General features: G+C 63.7%; 4 protein-coding genes. 1 reads left to right on the top strand and 3 read right to left on the bottom strand.

Going from position 1 to position 2,388, the window contains the following annotated elements; genetic code table 11:
* Positions 1-132 precede the first annotated feature (132 nt).
* A complete protein-coding gene (locus ACE3UY_RS07315) occupies positions 133-717 on the bottom strand; it encodes a lysostaphin resistance A-like protein (RefSeq protein ID WP_374686885.1) in 585 nt (194 codons plus the stop codon).
* A gap of 57 nt (positions 718-774) precedes the next feature.
* Positions 775-1,170: a hypothetical protein gene (locus tag ACE3UY_RS07310; protein WP_374686884.1), complete on the bottom strand. Its 396-nt coding sequence runs from the start codon at positions 1,168-1,170 to the stop codon at positions 775-777.
* Positions 1,171-1,277: 107 nt separating this feature from the next.
* Here ACE3UY_RS07310 and ACE3UY_RS07305 point away from each other — a divergent pair, with 107 nt between their 5' ends.
* Complete coding sequence (locus tag ACE3UY_RS07305; protein WP_374686883.1) at positions 1,278-1,775, top strand: phosphotransferase family protein; 498 nt, start codon at positions 1,278-1,280, stop codon at positions 1,773-1,775.
* An 82-nt stretch (positions 1,776-1,857) separates the two neighbouring features.
* On the opposite strand, the gene ACE3UY_RS07300 is transcribed toward ACE3UY_RS07305, so the two are convergent.
* The coding region (locus ACE3UY_RS07300) for a histidine phosphatase family protein (RefSeq protein WP_374686882.1) at positions 1,858-2,388 on the bottom strand (531 nt) is incomplete at its 5' end.

Genomic DNA, 2,388 nt, shown 5'->3' with positions numbered 1-2,388 from the left:
TTACCTGTATCGAACCCTGTACGACTGCCGGATTGCATGATGGCGAACCTCCAGAGGCAGTGTAGCATAGGAAGTGCGCGCGCTTGTCGTGCAGGATACAGTTTGAGCTAATTGGCCGCCTAGGTTTCCCCCTCAGCCGGCCATTTGCCCCATGGCGCTGAGCGTATTGATGAGCGTATGAGCCAGCCAGCCCGGCAGCATACTCTTCGACCGCCAAAACAGCCAGCCTTGCAGCCAGCCGGCCAGCCATTGCACCGGCAAAAGCAGCCCCAGGCGCGCGCTGGCCGTTAACAGGAAGAGGTGTGGTAGCAGGAACAAGAGCGACTGGATCAGGTTGCCGATGACGAAGCCAAAACGCCGCATCAGCGCTCCGCCCAACAGGCCGCGGAAGAACAACTCCTCACCGAGCGCGACCGTCAGCGCCTCGATAAGAAAGACGCGGGCGACGTTGGCCGCCGTCAGGGCCAGACCGGTATAGGCTGACTGGGCGATCTGCGGATCGTTCAATAGGTCGGCGGGAATGAACCTGAAGACCAGCGCGCTGAGGGCAGCAATGATGACCACTACCCCCAGCGCCCACAGATAGTACACGGCCGGGCTGCCGCGCAGGCCCACCTTGCTCAGCGCCTCGCGCCACGGGTCGCCGCGCAGCCGGCGATAAATCACATAGAGCAGGGCGATGCCGCCGAAGACGATGAGTTGCAATGGGATATTCATTATGGTCGCGCTCGGCTTCCACCCGTGTTCAGCTATCCGGTGGGCGCGGCGACCCAACTACTGCACCGTCGCCGGCGTCCAATGCAGCGACAGCACGCCGATCAGCAACACGGCGTTGACGGCCATCGGAACCAGGGCGATGGGGCTAAAGAACAGCGTGAAGAGCACCAGTGACGCGGCCGAGCCGACGATGACGAGCGGTTGGAACCACGTGGCCGGGACGAACCAGCCAAACAGGCTCAGGAAAGCGGCGACGAAGGCCAGCGTGGCCCCCGTGCCCAGCAGCATGGACGCCAGGCCACCTTGTTTGGGCAGCCCACCAATCCCGGCGATGATGGCCTGTGAGTTCTCACCCCAGGGCCAGATGATCGTGGCCTTCGGACCGGGGTTGTAAACCGACAGGGCGAAGTGTCCGGCGAGGATGAGCAGAGCGGCAATAAGAATGCGCAACATGATGAAGCCTCCTTCACGAATGAAGTATGAACTGTCACGCGGTCATGCGATGACACCCCCAATCATAAGGGTTGTTTGTCACTGATGCGTCTATCAAAAGTTATAGTTTGTATGGCGTTGAAGCTTGGGCTACTCTCCCCCCTGCTCCCCCGCTCCCCCGCCCCCCTGCGCCATGGGCGGAGCGCCTCAACACGCTAAGAACCGAACTCTACCCCCACCTATGGGCCGACCAGCATGCCTACATTGAAGACCTGTTCGCGCCGCTGCTGGACGGCCGCCTGAGTATGGACTATGAGCCGGCGCTCATCCACAACGATCTGGCGCCCTATCATCTGCTGCTCGACCCGACGACCGGCCGGCTGAGCGGCGTGCTGGACTTTGGCGAGGCGGGCTGGGGCGATCCGGCGGGCGACTACGCCCTGCTGCTTGGCGCCTATGGCGGGTCGTTTGTGCGGCGCATGGCCGGCGCCGACCCGGCCATTTCCGATCTCCTCGAACGCGCTCGCTTTCGCGCCGCCTATTTGGAGCTGGAATGGGCGCTCAAGGGTGTGCGCACGGGCGACCCGGCCTGGTATATCGTCCACATCGGCCGGGCGAGAGAATAAATGAACCACGGATTCGCACGGATTTAGCGGGTCAACACGGATTGAATCAGGCCGCCTCTTCAAAATCTGCGAGATCTGCGGATTATTCCGCTTCCGGCTCGATACGCACCCAGCCGTGGCGCAACTTCTTCGCCGCCGCGTCAAAGCAGTAGTAGTGGCCGCCGTCGCGCCCCGGTTGGGCTTCGCTCAGCGAGATGGGGACGCCTTTCAGGTGGCACAGATAAAGCGTGCCCACCGCGCCGTGGGCGACGATGGCAATGTCGCCCTCCTGTACACCCCTGCTCCCCTGCTCCGTTGCTCCCCTGCCGGCTAGAATCGCCTCGATAGCTGCCATAAACCGCGCTTGGGCCTGGCGGGCCGTCTCCCAGCCGCGGATGCTCTCATCCGGCCGCTCGAACAGCAGCCGCGCGGCGACGGCGTGTTCCGCCTCCGGCAAGAAGCCGGTTGACGAGCGCTCCACTTCGCCCAGCGCGGCCATCACGATTGGTGTGAGGCCCAGATGGCCGGCCAGGATGGCGGCCCCATCGAGCGCCTTCTGCTCGTCGCTGCAATAGACGGCGGTCAGGCCGTGCACCCAGGGTCGGGCCAGCATGGCCGTCATGCGCGCCCGCCC

The organism is Promineifilum sp. (SeqCode), assembly GCF_041918635.1.
In the GTDB taxonomy this organism is placed as follows: Bacteria; Chloroflexota; Anaerolineae; order Promineifilales; family Promineifilaceae; genus Promineifilum.
Note: the sequence above shows the minus strand (reverse complement) of the source record. Positions and strands in the feature narration are given on the sequence as shown.